The following is an 18,476-nucleotide window of genomic DNA, read 5'->3' on the forward strand; positions in this document are numbered from 1 at the left end:
GGACGTAAAGGGTTCAAACCGTTTGCACGAGCCGCGCCGGCACCTCCACCGGCCGGGCGCGCAGCTCCTCGCCGAGGGCCTTGGCCTGAGGGTCCATCCGGGGGCTGGCGGCGACGCCGCGGCCGAGCAGGCCGTGGACCACGAAGTTCACCGCGTTGAGGTTGGGCAGCGGGTGCCGGTCGACCCGGTACGGGGCCAGTTCGGGGAGGAGGGACTTCAGGCGCTCGGTGGTGAGATAGGCGTCGAGCCAGGCGTACCGCTCCGGGCTCGTGGTCCACACGCCCAGGTTGGCGTTGCCGCCCTTGTCGCCGGAGCGGGCCCCGGCGATCCGGCCCAGCGGCATCCGCACCGCGGGTTCCCCCTGCGGCCCGGTCTCCGGCTCGGCCGGGACGTCCGCCACGGGCTGCCCGCGCGGGGCGTCCAGGTCCAGCGGGATGCGCTCGCCGTCCACGTACACCTCCGGCCGGACCTCGGACGCGGGCACCAGGACCGGCCAGTACACCCCGTACGGCGAGGCGGGGCCGGGCGGGGTGAGCCCGTAGAAGCCCGGATAGTTCGCCAGCCCCGTCTCCACCACGGCGGAGGAGAACGCCCGGCCCGCCCGCTCCCGGTCGGCGTCCATGACCGTGATCCGGAGCAGGCCGTGCTCGGTGAGCGTGACGTCCACCTCGTCGAAGGAGTCCTTGGGGACCCGCGCCCAGATGGCCTCCTCCGCGACGCGGGCCTTCTCCTCGATGTCCAGCCCGGTGAGCACCAGGGTCATCGTGTTGCGGTACCCGGCCAGGTAGTTGACCGCGACCTTGAGCGTGTCAGGAGGCGGCTCGCCGCGGACGCCCGAGATCCGGACCCGGTCGGGGCCGTCGGGCGCCAGGGAGATGGTGTCGAACCTGGCCACCACGTCCGGGCCGGGGTAGCACGGGCCCGCGATCTCGTACAGCAGCTGCGCCGTGACCGTGCCGACCGAGACCAGCCCGCCCGTGCCGGGATGCTTGGTGATCACGGACGAGCCGTCGGCGTGCAGCTCGGCGATCGGGAAGCCGCAGTGCGCCAGGTCGGGGACGTCCTGGAAGAACGCGTAGTTGCCGCCCGTCGCCTGGCAGCCGCACTCGATGACGTGGCCGGCGACCACCGAGCCCGCCAGCGGGTCCAGATCGTCCGGTGTCCACCCGTACCGCCAGATGCCGGGGCCCGTCACCAGGGCGGCGTCCGTGACGCGGCCGGTCACCACGACGTCCGCGCCCGCCGCCAGCGCGGCGGCGATCGGACGGCCGCCCAGGTAGGCGTTGGCCGTGAGCGGCGCGGCCGTCAGCCGCTCGCCCGTGTCGGCGTTGACCAGGTCCAGGTCGCGGCCGGTGAGGTCGTCGCCGGACACGTGCGCGACCCTGGGGGAGAGGCCGAGCCGGCCGGCCAGCTCGCGCACCGCGCCGGCGCAGCCCGCCGGGTCGAGGCCGCCCGCGTTGGACACGATCCTGATGCCGCGCTCCAGGCAGGTGCCGAGGACGTCCTCAAGCTGGCGCAGGAACGTCGGCGCGTAACCGGGGCGGCCCTTGAGCCGGTTCCCGGCCAGGATGAGCATGGTCAGCTCGGCCAGCCAGTCGCCGGTGAGCACGTCGATCGGGCCGCCCTCGACCATCTCGCGGGCCGCCGACAGCCGGTCGCCGTAGAAGCCCGAGCAGTTCGCGATCCTCAGCACGGCACCCAGCGCGGCGGGCGCTTCTCCATGAAGGCGGCGATGCCCTCCTGGCCCTCGGCGGAGGTGAACCGCTCGGCCGACAGGTCGGCCATCCGGCGCAGGCCCTCCGCGAACTCCACCCCGGGTAGCTCGCGCAGCAGGTTCTTGGTGATCGCCAGTGCCTCGGGGCCGCCCTTGACGAGCATGCCGGTGTAGTGGCGTACGGCCGAGTCCAGCTCGTCCTCGGGCACCGCGCGGTTGAGCAGGCCGATCTCCACCGCCTTCGCCGCGTCGAACACTTCGCCGGTCATGAAGTACTCCGCCGCCGCCCGCGGGTTCACCCGGCGCAGCACCGGCACCGCGATCATGGCGGGCACCACGCCGAGCCGCACCTCCGAGAACGCGAACGTCGCCGTGTCGGGAGCGATCGCGAAGTCGCACGCCGTCACCAGGCCGATCCCGCCCGCGCGGGCGGTGCCGTTGAGGCGGCACACCACCGGCTTCGGGCTCTCCCAGATCATGGTCAGGACGTCCGGCATCGACGCGGTCACCGGCGCGGAGTCCGGGTCGCGCTGCTCCTTGAGGTCGGCGCCGGAACAGAACACCGGGCCCGTCCCCGTCAGCACGATCACCCGCACCGCGTCGTCGGCCAGCGCCGCCCTCAAATGAGCGTCCAGGTCGGCCAGGAGCCTGGCGGACAGCGCGTTGCGGTTCCGCGGTGAGTCCAGGGTCACGGTCGCGACCCCGTCCTCGACGTTCCTGTGCACCAGCTCCGTCATGTTTCCTCTTTCCTGATCACCGCCAGCACCGCGCCCGCGTCGACCTGACGGCCCTTCTCCACGTTCACGGCCTCGACGACACCTGCCGCCGGGGCGGTGACCGCGTGCTCCATCTTCATCGCTTCGAGTATCAGGATCGGGGTGCCCGCGTCCACCCGGTCGCCCGGGGCCACCTCCACCCGCAGCACGCTGCCCGGCATGGGGGCCAGCAGCGACCCGGGGGCGACGTGCTCCACCGGCTCGGGCAGGCGCGGCAGGGGAGTCAGCACGGCGGCCCCGTCCGGGCCGTCGACGTACACCTTGCCGTCGCCGTACCAGCACACCTCGAACGCCCGCCGCACCCGATCCTCTTCGAGCACCACCCGATACGCCCCGCCGCTGGATGCGGCCGGCGCCCGGGTGTCCGACGGGAGCCGCACTCCCTGACCGGAGTCGAGCGGAGCTACGGAGAGCGCGCGAGTGGACTGAGGGAGCCGCCCCACGCGGTTTTCTCCCGACACCCCCCGACTGGAGTCGAGCGGGGTTACGGCGAGCGCGCGAGTGGACGGGGGGAGGGGGTCGTAGGTGGCTGAGGTCTCTTCGAAGCGGAGCGTACGGGGTTGCGAGCGGACGTTGCGCCACCCGGAGGGCAGGCTGCGCAGGACAAGGGCGCGGTCGCGGTTGGCGGCGGCCAGGGCGAGGGCGGCCGCGAGCGCTTCCCGGGGGCCGGGCGGCGGGGGAGCGACGGGCGGGTGTTCGTCGAGGAAGCCGGTGTGGGTCTCTCCTCGCACGAAAGCGGGATTTGTCAGGATCTGGAGGAGCTGGGCCCGGTTGGTGGTGACACCGTGGAGGCGGGCACCCCGCAGCGCGGACTCCAGCCGGCGCAGCGCCTCGGACCGCGTCGCACCGTACCCGACGATCTTGGCCAGCATGGCGTCGTAGTGCGGCGATACCACCGAACCGCTCTCGACCCCCGCGTCCACCCGCACCGCGCCGCCCACCTCGAACCGGTGCAGCACCCCCGTCTGCGGCAGATAAGCCGCATCCTCGGCGTACAGCCGGGCCTCCACCGCGTGCCCGCGCGGGACCGGCGGCGCGTCCGGCAGGCGGGCCCCCTCGGCCACCTCCACCTGCAGCCGCACCAGATCCACCCCGTACACCAGCTCGGTCACCGGATGCTCGACCTGCAGCCGGGTGTTCATCTCCAGGAACGCCACCCGCTCGCCCGCGACCAGGAACTCGACCGTCCCCGCCCCCACGTAGCCGATCGCGCGGGCCGCCCGGACCGCCGCCTCCTCCAGCCGGGCCCGCAGCGACGGCGTGACCGCGGGCGAGGGGCACTCCTCGACGACCTTCTGGTGGCGGCGCTGGATGCTGCACTCCCGTTCGCCCAGCGCCCACACCGTGCCGTGCCGGTCGGCGAGCACCTGCACCTCGATGTGCCTGGCCCCCTCCAGCAGCGGCTCGACGAACACCGCGCCGTCGCCGAACGCCGCCTCCGCCTCCCGCCGCGCCGATTCCACCTCGCGCGCCAGCGAGCCCGGGTCGCGCACCACCCGCATGCCGCGCCCGCCGCCCCCCGCCGCCGCCTTCACCAGCACCGGGAACTCACCGGGAGAGGCCGGGTCGAGCGTCGGCAGCACCGGCACCCCGGCCTCGGCCATCAGCCGCTTGGCCGTCGTCTTCGACCCCATCGCCGAGATGGCCTCCGGCGGCGGCCCCACCCAGGTCAGCCCGGCGTCCAGGACGGCCCGGGCGAACTCCGCGTTCTCGGACAGGAACCCGTACCCCGGATGGACCGCGTCCGCCCCCGACAGCCGGCACGCCTCGATCACCTTGCCGATCGCCAAATACGTCCCGGCGGGCCTCACCCCGTCCAGCCGCACCGCGCGGTCGGCCTCGGCCACGTGCGGCGCGTCCGCGTCCGCGTCGGAGTAGACGGCCACGGTCTCGACGCCCAGCTCACGGCAGGTACGGAAGACGCGGCGGGCGATCTCGCCCCGGTTCGCCACCAGCAGACGCCTGATCACGGCCGGAACACCCCGAACGCGGCCCGCTCCGGCACCGCCGCGCTGTTGACCGCCGACAGGCACAGCCCCAGCACCGTCCGGGTGTCGCGCGGGTCGATCACCCCGTCGTCGTAGAGCCGGCCGGACAGGAAGAACGGCAGCGACTCCGCCTCCACCTGCTCCTCCACCATCGCCCGCATCGCCGCGTCCGCCTCCTCGTCGTACACCTGGCCGCGCGCCTGCGCGGCGGCGCGGCCGACGATCGACAGCACCCCGGCGAGCTGCGCCGGCCCCATCACCGCCGACTTCGCGCTCGGCCAGCTGAACAGGAACCTCGGCTCGTACGCGCGACCGCACATCCCGTAGTTGCCCGCGCCGTACGAGGCGCCCATGACCACGGTCAGGTGCGGCACCGTCGAGTTGGACACCGCGTTGATCATCATCGAGCCGTGCTTGATGATGCCGCCCTGCTCGTACTTCTTGCCGACCATGTAGCCGGTGGTGTTCTGCAGGAAGATCAGCGGGGTGCGGGTCTGGTTGGCCAACTGGATGAACTGGGTGGCCTTCTGCGACTCCTCGCTGAACAGCACCCCGCGCGCGTTGGCCAGGACGCCCACCGGGTAGCCGTGCAGCCGCGCCCACCCCGTCACCAGCGACGCCCCGTACAGCGGCTTGAACTCCTCGAACTCGCTGCCGTCGACCACCCGGGCGATCACCTCGCGCGGGTCGAACGGCACCCTCAGGTCCTCCGGCACGATCCCCAGCAGCTCTTCCGCCGGGTAGGCGGGCTCGCGCACCGGGATCGGCTCGGCGCCGAGCTTGCGCCAGTGGAGCGAGCGGACGATGCGGCGGCCGATGCGCAGCGCGTCGTGTTCGTCGGCGGCGAGGTAGTCGGCCAGGCCGCTCACCCGGGCGTGCATCTCGGCCCCGCCCAGCGACTCGTCGTCGGACTCCTCGCCGGTCGCCATCTTCACCAGCGGCGGCCCGCCCAGGAACACCTTGGCGCGTTCCCGCACCATCACCGTGTAGTCGCTCATCCCGGGCACGTACGCGCCGCCCGCCGTAGAGTTGCCGAACACCAGCGCGATCGTCGGGATCCCGGCGGCTGACAGCCGCGTCAGGTCGCGGAAGACCCGGCCACCCGGGATGAAGATCTCCTTCTGGGTCGGCAGGTCGGCGCCGCCGCTCTCCACGAGGTTCACGAACGGCAGCCGGTTCTCGAAGGCGATGTCGGCGGCGCGCAGGGTTTTGCGCAGCGTCCACGGGTTCGACGCGCCGCCCCGCACCGTCGGGTCGTTCGCGCTGATCACGCACTCGACGCCCTCGATCACCCCGATGCCGGTCACCACGCTCGCGCCGACCTGGAAGTCGCTGCCCCACGCGGCCAGCGGCGACAGCTCCAGGAACGGCGAGTCCGGGTCGACCAGCAGCTCGATCCGCTCCCGGGCGAGCAGCTTGCCGCGCCCGCGGTGACGCTCGACGTACTTGGGGCCGCCGCCCGCCACCGCCTTGGCGTGCTCGGCGTCCAGCTCCGCCAGCTTGGCGAGCATCGCCTCCCGCCGGCGCCGGTAGTCGCCGGAGCCCGTGTCGAGCCTGCTGACGATCACGATCCCGCCTCCGAACCTGACGGCGGCGTCAACCCGATGGCCCGCGCCCACAGCCGCGTGAGATGGTCCACGGCGGTCTCCTCGTCGGCCCGCTCGCCCAGATCCAGCCAGACGTGCGCGAAGTTCTCCACCATGCCGCCCAGCATGATCGCCGTCAGCCTCGGGTCCAGCGACCGGTCGGCCAGGCCCTCCTCCTGCAGCCGCCGCAGCCCCTCCTCGCCGCGCCGCACGAACACCTCGCGCAGCTCCAGCAGCAGGCCGCCGAACCGCTCGTCGACCGTCGCCGCGTGCTCCAGCGTCCGCGCCAGCCGCGAGTTCGCCGTCCAGGCCCGCAGGTAGAGCCGGTTCGCGGCGGCTATCCGGGCGTACGGGTCGCGCGGCGCCGACGGGCCGACCACGCTCGCCGCGAACAGCTCGCCCACCGCCGCCTCCGCCACCTCGGCGAACAGCGCCTCCTTGGAGCGGAAGTACGTGTAGAACGTGCCGTGCGACACCCCGGCCCGCGCGCACACGTCGTCGACCCGTACCGCGTCGTAGCCGGACTCCTCGAACGCGTCGCGGCCCGCGCGCAGCAGGGCGGCGCGCGTCCGCTTGCCACGCTCGGTCAGCGATTTGACGATCACGTCAGGAACGGTAGCGCGAACCCCGTCCGGAGAGAAGGGCGCCCCTCGTCAGGAGCAGTGGCTCCAGCCCGACTTCCACGTCACGCCCGCGAACGAGCCGCCCCAGATGACGCACTTCTTCTTCGCGGCCAGGCGGACCGGGCCCGCGTACTTGGTGTAACGGCCCGGGTCTTCGGCCTTCGAGCCGCCCTTCACCTGGAGGAGGGCGTTCATCACCGGCTTGTCGCTGTTGACGTACAGCGACTTGGTCACCACGCAGTTCTTGCCCTGGCCGCTGTGGTACAGCAGGTAGACCACGGCGGTGTCCTTACCGGACTTGTCGGCGAGCTTCCGCTGGTTGATGACCTTGTACCCGGTGCCGCAGACGGCGACCACGTTCGTGGTGTTCTTGATCAGCGGCTTGGGACGCGGCTTGAGCGGCAGGTGCGTCTGCTCGCCGCTGCCCGTCGGGTGAGTCGTCGGCTCGAGCTCCGGGTCGACCAGGTTGTCCTGCTTCTTCTTCCGCTTCTTCGTCTTCGTCGGGGACGGCGACGGCGTGCTGCTCGACGGGCGGTAGCTGGGGACGGTGACCGTGTCCGGCCGGGCGGAGCTCTCGTCGGGCCGCTTCTTCCTGGTCCTGGTCGGGGTGGGCTCCGCCAGATCCGGCGTCGGGATCGGCGAGAAGGCGTCGTCGGGGGTCGGCTGGACCTCTGCCACCGGCGTGGAGGTGCTGGCGTTGTCCACCGTCCTCACCGGCGTCTTGGCGTTGGCCTGCACCACCACGGCACCGGCCACTACCAGCAGCGCCGCCGCCGCGGCCCCGGACAGCGCGAACGTGAGCGTCCGCCGCTGCTTGGCACCCGGCTCGGCACCCTCTTGTGCTCCGTACGGGGGAGTGCCGCCCTGACCAGGCGCGGCGTCCTCCTGCGGTCCGTACGGGGGGCCACCCTGAGCGGCGGCCGCCGCGTACCCGGAATCCTGCGCGCCGTACGGGACACCCTGTCCTTGCGCCGGGTAACCGGCACCGTCCTGCGCGCCGTACGAGGGACCGCCCTGGCCTGCGGCTCCCGGATAACCGGGACCGCCCTGCGGGCCGTACGCACCCGGACCTGCGTCCGGTGCGCCGTACTGAGGAGCGTTCTGGCCTGCGGTCCCGGGTGTCGTGTCCGGCGCGCCGTGCGGGAGAGTTCCCTGGCCCGGCGCGGTCGCTCCCGGCCCGTGTTGGCCCTGACCGGGCGCGGTGGGGCCCGTGTATCCCGGGGTGGGCTGGCCCGGGTGCTGTGCGCCGGGGAACGGGGGTTGCGCGCCCATGCCGGGGTGGCCGGGCGTCGCCGGATGTCCGCCTGGGGCTGCGGCGCCGCCGGTGGTCTCGGGGGCGCCGGGGCCTGTCGGACCGTACGCGCCCGTATGCGGCATGGCGTCACCCGCGGCCGCAGGCGTCCAGGGAACTCCGGGCTGTGCTCCGGGGTGTGCCGCGCTTGGGTGACCGGCCGCAGGTTGGCCCGTGGTGCCGGGGTGTGCCGCGCCTGAGTGACCTGTCCCAGGCTGGCCCGGGGCGCCGGGGTGGGCGGCACTCGGGTGGCCGGCCGCAGGCTGGGCCGGAGAGCCGGGGCGGGCCGCGTCCGGGTGCGCCGTGCCTGGCTGGCCCGGGGTGCCGGGGTGGGCCGGGCCGGGGTGGCTGGTTTCGGGGTGGTTCGGGGCGAAGGCGCCGGTGGCGGGGACCTGATGCGTTCCAGGGGCCGGGCCGTACGGGGCAGGCTCGTAGGGAGTCTGAACCCCGGGGCCGGGGGTCTGAACTCCGGGACCGGGGACCGGTTCGACGGCGGCGTGCGGGGCCGGCTGGCCCGTCAGCTCGACGATCAGCCGGTCGGCCGTAGGCCGCTGGGCCGGGTCCTTGGACAGGCAGAGCGAGACCAGTTCGGCCAGCCGCCCCTCCATCCCGCCCAGCTCGGGCTCCTGGTGGAGGATGCGGTTCATCACCACGGGGATGGAGTCGGCGCCGAAGGCCGGTTTGCCGGTGGCGGCGTACACCACGGTGACGCCCCACGCGAAGACGTCCGCCGCCTCCGACACCGGCGCGCTGCCGGTGAGCTGCTCGGGCGCCAGGTAGGAGGGGGTGCCCATGGCCATGCCGGTGGCGGTCGCGCCGGGCGCGTCGAGGGCGCGGGCGATGCCGAAGTCGATCACGACCGGCCCTTCCGGGCCCATGAGGACGTTGGCGGGCTTGAAGTCGCGGTGCAGGATGCCCGCCCGGTGGATGGCCGCCAGCGCGGTCGCGGTGCTGATGGCGAGCCGTTCGAGCGCCGCCCCCCGGCGCGGGCCCTCGTTGATCACCAGTTCGCGCAGGGACGGGCCGGGCACGTACTCGCTGACGATGTACGGCCGGCTGCCCTCCAGGTCGGCGTGGAGCACCGGCGCGGTGCAGAACCGGGCGACCCGCTGGGCCACGGCCACCTCGCGCAGGAAGCGGTTCCTGGCGTCCTGGTCGGCCGTCAGCGCGTTGTGCAGCAGCTTGATGGCGACCTGCTCGCCTGACGCGGTCCTGCCCAGGTAGACCACACCCTGGCCGCCCTCCCCGAGCCGGGCGACGATCTCGAACGCGCCCAGCCGTTGCGGGTCGTCCGCCATCAACGGCTGGAACTGACTCACCCCGGACCCCCATACAGACTCAACCCTGGGGCAAAACGCTACCAGTGTGAATTTTGGTATGTGCCCCTACCAGGAATATCTTTCAGGTCTGACGGGTACATGTCAGTGTTTTTGCGCAGGTCGTTGTCTTGATCGTGACAGAGGTCACGTCTTGGTGAACCGTCAGATCGCCTTGCCCGGATTCAGGATGTTGAGCGGGTCGAACACGGCCTTGATGCCGTGCTGCACCTCCCGCGCCACCGGCCCGGTCTCCAGCTCCAGCCAGCGCTGCTTGAGCACCCCGACGCCGTGCTCGCCGGTCAGCGTGCCGCCCAGCTCCAGCGCCCGGGTGAACACCTCGTCCGCCGCGGCCCACACCTCGGGCGGCGGCTCGCTCGTACCGTGCTCGAAGATGAACGTCGGGTGCAGGTTGCCGTCGCCGGCGTGCGCGACCGTGCAGATGCGCACGCCGTGCCGGGCGGCGGCGGCCTCGATCGCGCCGATCATGTCGGGCAGCACCGAGCGCGGCACGCACACGTCCTCGACCAGGCACGCGCCGAGCCGCTCCTTGGCCTCGTAGGCCATCCGGCGCAGCCCGATCAGCTCCGCGGTCTCCTGCGGGCTGGACGAGACCGCCACGAACGTGGCGCCGTTGGCCAGGCAGAGCTCCTCCATGCGGGCGGCGACGGCCTGCGCGTCGGAGGCGTCGGACTGGCCGATGAGCATGGCGTTCGTGCCCGCTTCCAGGCCGATGTTGCGCCAGTCGTCGATGGCCTCCAGCGTGGCCCGGTCGAGCAGCTCCATCAGCGACGGCTGGCACCCCGCCGCCATGATCGCCGACACCGCCGCGCCCGCGTCGCGCAGCGAGCCGAACTCGGCCGCGAACGTGGCCGGCTCCGACGCCGGAACCGGGCGCAGCCGCAGGGTGGCGGCGGTGATCACGCCGAGCGTGCCCTCCGAGCCGACGAACAGCCCGGTCAGGTCGTAGCCGGTGACGCCCTTCATGGTGCGCCGCCCGGTGTTCAGGATCCGCCCGTCGGCCAGCACCACCTCCAGCCCGAGCGCCGAGTCGCGGGTGACGCCGTACTTCACGCAGCGCAGCCCGCCGGCGTTCGTCGCCAGGTTCCCGCCGATCGTGGAGATCTCGTACGAGGAAGGGTCCGGCGCGTACATCAGCCCGTGCTCCCGGGCGGCCCTGTCGAGATCGGCGGTGATCACGCCGGGCTCGGCCACGGCGATCTGGTCGGCGGGGGAGAGCTCCCTGATCGCGTCCATCCTGGCCAGCGAGAGGACGAGCGCGCCGTCGCCCGCGGTGGCCCCGCCCGCCAGCCCGGTGCCGGCGCCGCGCGGCACCACCGGGACCCGGTGCTCGCTCGCCCAGCGCAGCGTGGTCACCACGTCGTCGCGGGAGCGGGCCAGCACCGCGCCGAGAGGCTTGCCGGGCTGCACGAACGTGCGGTCGCGGGCGTAGGAGTCGATGACGTCCGGGTCGGTCACGACCCGGCCTTCGGGCAGGGATCTCACCAGCGTGTCGATGGGTCTCACATGAAGAACCTTACGGTTTGCATGGAGTGTCGTTTTACGGAGAGACTGCGGCGGGTGGAAGTGAAGTGTCCGGCGTGCGGGCTGACAGACCAGGTCAGGGCCGTTCCGGGGGTCGTGGCCGCGGGGACGACCTACCGGATCGGCAGGGTCAGGCTGCCGGGCGAACGGGAGGTCGCCGACCTGCCCGCCCGCGCCGCGCTGGGCGCGTCGAAACACCTCATGAGCCGTACGCAGCTCGCGGTCTGGCTGTCGTTCCCCAGCCGCCACTACACGCCCTGGACCAGGAACCAGGGCTACCTCCTGCTCGGCCTGGCCGCCCTGCTCCACCTGGTCGCGTCACTGGTGATCGCGATGGGCAAGTTCACCGGCTGGACCGAGGTGCTGCTCGCCCCGTTCTGCCTGACCGGCGTGTTCTGGGGGGTCGGGCTGCTGCTCGTGCTCGGCGCGTACGGGGCGCGCAAGCGCGACGTCGCCGAGGCGCCCGCCCGGGAGAAGGCGTACGCCGTCTGGGAGAGCCTCTGCTACTGCTCCCGCGACAACGTCGCCTTCGAGCCCGGGGTCGACGTCACCTTCCACCCGCACGAGACGCGCGAGTACATCTTCGGCTTCCGGCGCTCCCGCGCGACCCGCTGATCAGGAGCGTTCCCCGGCCACCAGCCGCACGCAGACGGTGAGGCCGAGGATGGCCTGCTCCAGCTCCTCCAGCTCGGGGTAGGTCGGCGCGATCCGGATCACCCGGTCCTCCGGGTCCTTGCCGTACGGGTGGGTGGCCCCGGCGGGCGTGAGCGCGATGCCGGCCGCCTTGGCCTTGGCCACCACCTCGGCGGCGTGCGGCACCTCCAGGCTGATGAAGTAGCCGCCCTGCGGGCTGGTCCAGCTCGCCAGGCCGCCCAGCTCCTTCGACAGCACCCGCTCGACCAGCTCGAACTTGGGCGCGATCAGCTCGGCATGGCGGCGCATGTGGGCGGCCACCCCGTCGGCGTCGCGCAGGAACTCGACGTGGCGCAGCTGGTTGAGCTTGTCGGGGCCGATCGACTGCTTGCGGGTGTTGGCCAGGAACCACTCGACGTTCGCCGGGGACGAGCCGAAGAACGACACGCCCGCCCCGGCCAGCGTCACCTTGGAGGTCGAGCCGTACACGAAGACCCGGTCGGGGTTGCCGTGCTCGGCGCAGAGCGCGAGCAGGTCGGCCAGCTCGGCCGGGGTGTCGGTGAGGTGGTGGACGGCGTAGGCGTTGTCCCAGAAGATCCGGAAGTCGGGGGCGGCGGTCTGCATGGCGGCGAGCCGGCGCACGGTCTCGTCGCTGTAGACGACGCCCGACGGGTTGCTGTACTTGGGCACGCACCACATGCCCTTGACCCGCGGGTCGGCCGCGACGAGCCGCTCGACGACGTCCATGTCGGGGCCGCCGGGGCCCATCGGCACCGCCACCATCGTGATGCCGAGCCGCTCGCAGATCGTGAAGTGGCGGTCGTAGCCGGGCACCGGGCACAGGAAGGTGATCTCCGGCTCCTCCACCCACCGGCGGGCGGCGCCGGGCAGCCTGCTCAGCAGCGCGTGCACCACCGTGTCGTGCATCAGCGCCAGGCTGGCGTTGCCGCCCACCACCAGCTGCTCCGGCGGCACCTGCAGCAGCGGGCCGAACAGCTCGCGCAGCTCGGGCAGGCCCTGGAGGTCGCCGTAGTTACGGGCATCCGTGCCGTCGGCGGTGTGGTAGGACTCCGGCAGGCGGAGCATGCCGTTGGAGAGGTCGAGCTGACGCGGCGACGGCTTCCCCCTGGTGAGATCGAGCTTGAGCCCGCGCTCGGCGAGGGCGGCGTATTCACGGGAAGCGGTCACAGGTCTTCTCCTCCGATCGGGTCGCTACCGAAGGATAGAAGATCCGCGGGCCGCGCCGGCACGGAGTCCGCCATCCGAGAAAACGGCGCTCACCGGCAATCTTTCGCAAACGGCTTCACGTGACGCGATCGCTGGCGTGGAATGGGTAGAGATGCACTCCTCTGATGGAGGGAGCAGCCGTGACCACCGTTCGCGAACCGTCGATCGAGCAGGTCAGGCGCCGGCGTACCGGGACGAGGCTCGCGTCCTGGCTGTCGTCCACCGACCACAAGGTGATCGGCTATCTGTATCTGATCACCTCGTTCGGGTTCTTCCTCGTCGGCGGGGTCATGGCGCTGGTCATCAGGGCCGAGCTGCTGGCGCCCGGGCTGCAGGTCACCGACGCGCACCTGTACAACCAGCTGTTCACCATGCACGGCACGATCATGCTGCTGCTCTTCGCCACCCCGCTCTTCGCCGGGTTCGCGAACGTGGTGATGCCGCTGCAGATCGGCGCGCCGGACGTGGCCTTCCCCCGGCTCAACATGGTCAGCTACTGGCTGTTCCTGTTCGGCGGCCTGATCGCGGTGAGCGGGTTCTTCACCCCGGGCGGCGCGGCCGAATTCGGCTGGTTCGGGTACACACCGCTCTCCTCGGCGGCCTACTCGCCCGGCGTGGGCGGCGATCTGTGGGTCATGGGGCTGGCCCTGGCCGGTCTCGGCACGATCCTCGGCTCGGTCAACTTCATCTCCACCATCATCGGCATGCGGGCGCCCGGCATGACGATGTTCCGGATGCCCATCTTCACCTGGAACGTGCTGCTGACCAGCATGATGGTGCTGATGGCCTTCCCGGTGCTGGCCGCCGCACTGCTCGCGCTGGAGTCGGACCGGCGGTTCGGCACGCACGTGTTCGACCCGGTCACGGGCGGGCCGATCCTCTGGCAGCACCTGTTCTGGTTCTTCGGCCATCCCGAGGTGTACATCATCGCGCTGCCGTTCTTCGGGATCATCACCGAGGTCATCCCGGTCTTCAGCCGCAAGCCGATCTTCGGCTACATCAGCCTGATCGGGGCGACCATCGCCATCGCCGGGCTGTCGATGACGGTCTGGGCGCACCACATGTTCCCCACCGGCCAGGTGCTGCTGCCGTTCTTCTCGTTCATGACGTTCCTGATCGCGGTGCCGACCGGGGTGAAGTTCTTCAACTGGATCGGCACCATGTGGCGCGGGCACGTGAGCTTCGAGTCGCCCATGCTGTTCGCGATCGGCTTTCTGGTCACGTTCCTGCTCGGCGGGCTGACCGGCGTCATCCTGGGCTCGCCGCCGCTCGACTTCCACGTCACCGACTCCTACTTCGTGGTGGCGCACTTCCACTACGTGGTCTTCGGCACCGTGGTGTTCGCCATGTTCGCGGGCTTCTACTTCTGGTGGCCCAAGATGACCGGCCGGATGCTCGACGAACGGCTCGGCAAGCTCCACTTCTGGACGCTGTTCATCGGCTTCCACCTGACGTTCCTGGTGCAGCACTGGCTGGGCGCGCTCGGCATGCCGCGCCGCTACGCCGACTACTCCGCCGGTGACGGCTTCACGACGCTCAACGAGATCTCCTCGGCGGGCGCGTTCCTGCTCGGCGCCTCCACGCTGCCGTTCCTCTACAACGTCTGGATCACCTCGCGCAAACCGCGCTGGGTGAAGGTCGACGACCCGTGGGGCTTCGGCAACTCCCTCGAATGGGCGACGAGCTGCCCGCCGCCCCGCCACAACTTCTCCTACATTCCGCCCATCCGCTCGGAGCGGCCCGCCTTCGACCTGCACTACCCGCCGGAGGGCAAGCCGGAGCTGAAAGAAGCGCACGAGGCGCGCAGGCGCCTGGAGGGCTGATCTTCGGCTGTTCGACGACGGCTTAGTTGAGCGTGCCGTAACTCTTGTGGTGAATGTCTTGATTTTGTCACATATCGACGCGCGTCTTTACTCGTAGTTTATTTCGGGTCTACCGTCCGGCTTGCCCAATCCACCGGCCATGGCCCGGCGACCCCGGGCGGAAGGGGTACTCGGTGTATGGAAAGTCGCGTCTCTTAGTCACGATCCCGGCAGTGGCCCTGCTGGGCGCCACCCTGACGGCGCCCAGCGCGCAAGCGTCCTCCGTGGCGCGCTACGACCCGGGGCCGTCCGACTACTACATCAACTACGCCCCGCCCCGGGACGAGGCCACGCCCGAGGAGCCGGGAGCCCCCGGCGCCAACCGGCGCTCGCGGTCCCGGGCACGGGAGATCGACCAGAAACACAGCCTGGGCAACCCAGCGGCCGCGCGGGTGCTCGCCGCCCGCGAGGCGGAGGCCCTCAGGACCGGCCGCAACCCCATCGACTTCATCTTCAAGAAGTCCAAGCAGACCAGAACAGCCAAGCTCCTGACGCTGCTCGTCGAGTTCGACGAGAACGCCGGGGACGACTTCTCCGGCTACAACCGGTTACGCACCGTCGACAGCGCCCCCGACGACTGCGTGGTCGAACCGCCCGGCACCCTCAAGAACGGCCCCCTGCACAACAACATCCCCGACCCGGCCACCCTGCCCCACAAGGACAACAACTCCTTCTGGGTCCAGGACTTCAGCCCCGAGCACTTCAACAAGATGCTCTACACCGACCGGGGCATCACCGAACGCGTCCGCAAGGACCTGAAGGACCCCCGCGACGGCAGGCCCGGCATCGACGTCTCCGGCTTCACGCTCAAGAAGATGTACGAGGAGATGTCCAAGGGCGCCTACTCCGTCACCGGCTCCGCCGTCGGCTGGCTCAAGGTCCCGCACTCCGAGGCCTGGTACGGTGCGGCGGCCTGCGGAGGCGCACCCCAGGACATGTCCGGCCACCCCGACAACCCGCTCGGCCCCGGACAGCTCGCCATCGACGCCGTCAACGCGCTCGCCCAGGCCCAGCCCGACTTCCCGTGGGCCGACTACGACCTCGAAGACGTCTCCGACGCCGACGGCGACGGCGACTTCGCCGAGCCGGACGGCGTGATCGACCACCTGGTGCTGGTCCACGCCGGCAAGGACAAGTCCGCCGACGGCGGCGCCGAGGGCACCTACGCCATCTGGGCGCACTCCAGCGCCGTCGCGGGCGGCTACCAGGTGCCCGGCACCGACCTGAAGATCTCCAACTACATCGTGCAGCCCGAGGACGCCGGCGTCGGCGTCTTCGCCCACGAGTACGGCCACGACCTCGGCCTGCCCGACCTGTACGACACCTCCGGCGCGGGCAGCTCCGCCGTCGACTTCTGGGACCTGATGTCCAGCGGCTCCCACTCCGGCCCGATCTTCCAGTCCATGCCCACCCACATGGGCCTGTGGGGCAAGTGGGTGCTCGGCTGGGCCGACCCCAAGGTGTTCGACCCCGGCGACCGCCGCGGCCTCGTCACCGTCGGCCAGGCCTCGCGCACGCCCAAGCTCACCCAGGACGGCGTCCGGGTGAACCTGGCCTCCGAACCGCTCAAGATGATCGACCCGCACAGCGGGAGCAACGCCTGGTGGTCCGGCATGGACCAGGAGTGGGCCGACATCTCGGTGGCCCGCGACGTCGAGGTGCCCGCCGGGTCCGAGGTGCGGTTCTGGATGTGGAACAACTACGAGATCGAGTCCGACTGGGACTTCGGCTTCGTCGAGGTGTCCACCGACGGCGGCGGGACCTGGGCCCAGCAGAAGGTCTTCGACGAGGCCGGCAACGAGATCACCACCCCCGACGACTACCCCGACCCGAACAAGAACCTCGCCACCTACGGCGACAAGAAGTACGGCATCACCGGCGACACCCCCGGCTGGCGGCACGACTACGTCGACCTCACCCCGTACGCAGGCCAGACGATCAAGCTGCGGCTGGTGTACAACACCGACGCCGCCTTCACCCCGCGCGGCTGGCACGCCGACGACTTCGAACTCGTCAGCGACGGCACGGTGGTGTGGAGCGACGACGTCGAGGGCGGCGAGAACGGCTGGCGGGCCTCCGGCGGCACCTTCACCAACACCAGCGGCCAGGGCTGGACGATCAACAACGGCGATCGCGAGATCCAGCGCTTCTACCTCGCCGAGTGGCGCAACTTCGACGGCTTCGACAAGGGCCTGCAGTACGCCTACGACACCACGTACTCCCGCGACGGGGCCTGGAAGGTGGAGAAGGTCAAGTACAACGCGCCCGGCCTGCTCGTCTGGTACCGCGACTCCACGTACACCAACAACGTGCTCGTCACCAACCTGGAGTCGGCGCCGAGCATCGGCGCCAAGGGCACCCTGCTGCTCGTCGACGCCCACTTCGACCCGCTCCGCCGCACCGGCGCCGCGGCGGAGAAGGACCCGACCCGGCACAAGAACATGGAAGGCCGTACCCAGACCTCCAACGCGGCGTTCTCGTTCCGGAACACCTACCCGTTCAAGGAGTGCCTGGAGGGGCCGGGCGAGCCGTTCAGCGAGTACTGCACGCAGGTCAAGGCGCTCAAGGGCGTCAAGGAGTTCACCGACGCCAAGACCTGGTACCCCGGCCTGGAGGTGCAGGACGGCGGCCTGTACTACCGGGACTTCGACGCCTCCACCGTCATCCCGGCCAAGGACGACCAGCCGTACAGCACCCGCGTGGTGAACGTCGACGGCACCCCCGCCACCGAGCTCTACGGCCTCGACATCGGCGGCGGCCACGTCCTCGGCTCCGGCGACCCCGGCGACGAGGGCAAGGCCCTGGGCGTGCGGATCAAGCTGGTCGCCCCGCTTCCCGGCAACCTGGGCGCCATCGTCCAGGTCACCCCGCCGAAGAAGTGACCAGCCCCCCATCCTGATCTCCGGACGGCCGTAACCCGCGGCCGTCCGGAGCCGGCGCCCGCTGCGCCTACGATTGTCGACCATGAGCGAACTGCGCACCAAAGCCGAGCACACAGCGGCGATCCTGAAGGATCGGCGCGTGGCAGTGGTGATCAACACTCGCTCACGGCGCGGCCGCCGCCACTACTTCGAGGTGATCGACCAGCTCCACGAGCTGGGCTTCGAACCGCTGGCCGAGATCGGCGTCTACAACCCGAAACGGCTGCGCGAACTGCTCGACACCGCCCTGGCGACCGGCCCGGACCTGCTGATCGTCGGCGGCGGCGACGGCACGCTCTCCTCCGCCGTCCGCCACGTCGCCCACCGCGACGTGGCGCTCGGCGTGCTGCCGCTCGGCACCACCAACAACTTCGCCCGCAGCCTCGGCCTGCCGCTCGACCTCTCCAGCGCGATCCGGGTCTTCGCCACCGGCAAGGTCGCCGACATCGACCTGGGCCTGGCCGACGAGCGGCCGTTCGCCAACCTGGCCAGCTTCGGGGTGTCGGTGGAGGTGGCCGGGAAGGTCCGGCCGTGGCTGAAGCGCTGGGTGGGCCGGCCCGCCTACCCGCTGACGGCGCTCACGATCCTGCCCGGCCACCGCCCGTTCCGCGCCTACATCACCGTCGACGGGCAGCGCCACGAGCTGCTCACCCACCAGCTCAACATCGCCAACGGCCGCTTCCACGGCGGCTGGCAGGTGGCCCGCGACATCAGCATCGACGACGGCATGCTCGTCGCCTACCAGCTCGGCTCCGGCAAGAAGCTGCGGCTGCTGGTCGAGACGCTGGCCCGCGCCACCACCGGGCGGTGGCGCAGCCTGGCGGGCGGCCCGTTCGTGATCGGCCGGGAGATGCTGCTGGAGACCGACCCGCCGATGGCCGCCGACGTCGACGGCGAGGTGCGGCTGCGCACCCCGATACGGCTCCGCGTGGTCCCGAACGGCGTCCGCGTCATGGTGCCCCCCGACTTCGAAGACCGCTGACCTCTACAACCT

At 71.4% G+C, this 18,476-nt stretch carries 12 protein-coding genes; 4 read left to right on the forward strand and 8 right to left on the reverse strand.

Annotation, left to right across the window (positions count from 1 at the left end; genetic code table 11):
* Window positions 1–13: 13 nt before the first annotated feature.
* The 7 genes from AB0J42_RS06810 to AB0J42_RS06840 all read right to left on the reverse strand — a co-directional run bounded on the left by AB0J42_RS06810 (window position 14) and on the right by AB0J42_RS06840 (window position 10,821).
* Complete coding sequence (locus tag AB0J42_RS06810; protein ID WP_364289703.1) at window positions 14–1,693, reverse strand: acyclic terpene utilization AtuA family protein; 1,680 nt, start codon at window positions 1,691–1,693, stop codon at window positions 14–16.
* The gene (locus AB0J42_RS06815; RefSeq protein ID WP_364289706.1) at window positions 1,687–2,451 is read right to left on the reverse strand and encodes an enoyl-CoA hydratase-related protein; all 765 of its coding nucleotides are present in this window, start codon (window positions 2,449–2,451) and stop codon (window positions 1,687–1,689) included. The genes AB0J42_RS06810 and AB0J42_RS06815 overlap by 7 nt, the downstream gene beginning before the upstream one ends.
* A complete protein-coding gene (locus AB0J42_RS06820; RefSeq protein ID WP_364289708.1) occupies window positions 2,448–4,460 on the reverse strand; it encodes a biotin carboxylase N-terminal domain-containing protein in 2,013 nt (670 codons plus the stop codon). The genes AB0J42_RS06815 and AB0J42_RS06820 overlap by 4 nt, the downstream gene beginning before the upstream one ends.
* On the reverse strand, window positions 4,457–5,989 hold the full coding sequence (locus tag AB0J42_RS06825; RefSeq protein ID WP_364289864.1) for a carboxyl transferase domain-containing protein: 1,533 nt from the start codon (window positions 5,987–5,989) through the stop codon (window positions 4,457–4,459). Before AB0J42_RS06825 ends, AB0J42_RS06820 begins: the two co-directional genes overlap by 4 nt.
* Window positions 5,990–6,042: 53 nt before the next feature.
* Complete coding sequence (locus tag AB0J42_RS06830) at window positions 6,043–6,669, reverse strand: TetR/AcrR family transcriptional regulator (protein WP_364289710.1); 627 nt, start codon at window positions 6,667–6,669, stop codon at window positions 6,043–6,045.
* Window positions 6,670–6,717: 48 nt separating this feature from the next.
* The gene (locus tag AB0J42_RS06835; protein ID WP_364289712.1) at window positions 6,718–9,297 is read right to left on the reverse strand and encodes a protein kinase; all 2,580 of its coding nucleotides are present in this window, start codon (window positions 9,295–9,297) and stop codon (window positions 6,718–6,720) included.
* Between the two features lie 162 nt (window positions 9,298–9,459).
* Entirely contained in the window at window positions 9,460–10,821 is a 1,362-nt protein-coding gene (locus AB0J42_RS06840) for an FAD-linked oxidase C-terminal domain-containing protein (RefSeq protein ID WP_364289714.1), read from the reverse strand.
* A gap of 54 nt (window positions 10,822–10,875) precedes the next feature.
* Between AB0J42_RS06840 and AB0J42_RS06845 the strand changes: the two genes are divergently transcribed.
* Window positions 10,876–11,454: a hypothetical protein gene (locus AB0J42_RS06845; protein ID WP_364289716.1), complete on the forward strand. Its 579-nt coding sequence runs from the start codon at window positions 10,876–10,878 to the stop codon at window positions 11,452–11,454.
* Here AB0J42_RS06845 and AB0J42_RS06850 read toward each other — a convergent pair whose 3' ends face one another.
* A complete protein-coding gene (locus AB0J42_RS06850) occupies window positions 11,455–12,660 on the reverse strand; it encodes an aminotransferase class I/II-fold pyridoxal phosphate-dependent enzyme (RefSeq protein ID WP_364289718.1) in 1,206 nt (401 codons plus the stop codon).
* Window positions 12,661–12,839: 179 nt separating this feature from the next.
* On the opposite strand from AB0J42_RS06850, the gene ctaD reads away from it, so the two are divergent.
* The 3 genes from ctaD to AB0J42_RS06865 all read left to right on the forward strand — a co-directional run bounded on the left by ctaD (window position 12,840) and on the right by AB0J42_RS06865 (window position 18,464).
* Window positions 12,840–14,522 carry a cytochrome c oxidase subunit I gene (gene ctaD / locus AB0J42_RS06855; protein WP_364289720.1) on the forward strand — a complete coding sequence of 561 codons (1,683 nt, stop codon included), beginning with the start codon at window positions 12,840–12,842 and terminating at the stop codon, window positions 14,520–14,522.
* Between the two features lie 212 nt (window positions 14,523–14,734).
* Window positions 14,735–17,443 (forward strand): immune inhibitor A domain-containing protein, encoded by a 2,709-nt coding sequence (locus tag AB0J42_RS06860; RefSeq protein WP_364289722.1) that lies wholly within the window; start codon window positions 14,735–14,737, stop codon window positions 17,441–17,443.
* An 82-nt stretch (window positions 17,444–17,525) separates the two neighbouring features.
* Window positions 17,526–18,464, forward strand: a complete 939-nt coding sequence (locus AB0J42_RS06865; RefSeq protein ID WP_364289724.1) for a diacylglycerol kinase family protein — start codon at window positions 17,526–17,528, stop codon at window positions 18,462–18,464.
* Window positions 18,465–18,476: the final 12 nt, after the last annotated feature.

It is taken from the genome of Nonomuraea sp. NPDC049649 (assembly GCF_040675175.1).
GTDB lineage: Bacteria > Actinomycetota > Actinomycetes > Streptosporangiales > Streptosporangiaceae > Nonomuraea.